At 42.6% G+C, this 237-nt stretch carries 1 protein-coding gene; it reads right to left on the bottom strand.

The features are described 5' to 3' along the window. Window positions 1-237, bottom strand: a 237-nt coding sequence (locus AAEZ02_RS23480) for a hypothetical protein (RefSeq protein ID WP_502959622.1), incomplete at both ends; no start/stop codon positions are given.

Raw genomic sequence — 237 nt, 5'->3', positions numbered from 1 at the left:
ACACAATGCAGTAAGCAAAAATAGGATGGTCATTTACTTTGTCCTTTTGGTTGTTAGCGTCTAGCTTTGCTAAATAGTCGGTGGTAATGGGTAGCCACTTGGGCAGCAACACATCACTTTTATGGCTTACCTTGTCGCTGCGTCTTGCAAAGGCTTTTAGCCGTTTTAAATCTGTTTCAAGTTCAATCAGTTGTAAGTGCAAACTTGGTGCGTATTTGGCGTCACCTGTCTGGCTTA

This window comes from Shewanella sp. T24-MNA-CIBAN-0130 (assembly GCF_040310185.1).
GTDB lineage: Bacteria > Pseudomonadota > Gammaproteobacteria > Enterobacterales > Shewanellaceae > Shewanella > Shewanella psychromarinicola.
This window is presented reverse-complemented; position numbering and strand designations above follow the sequence as displayed.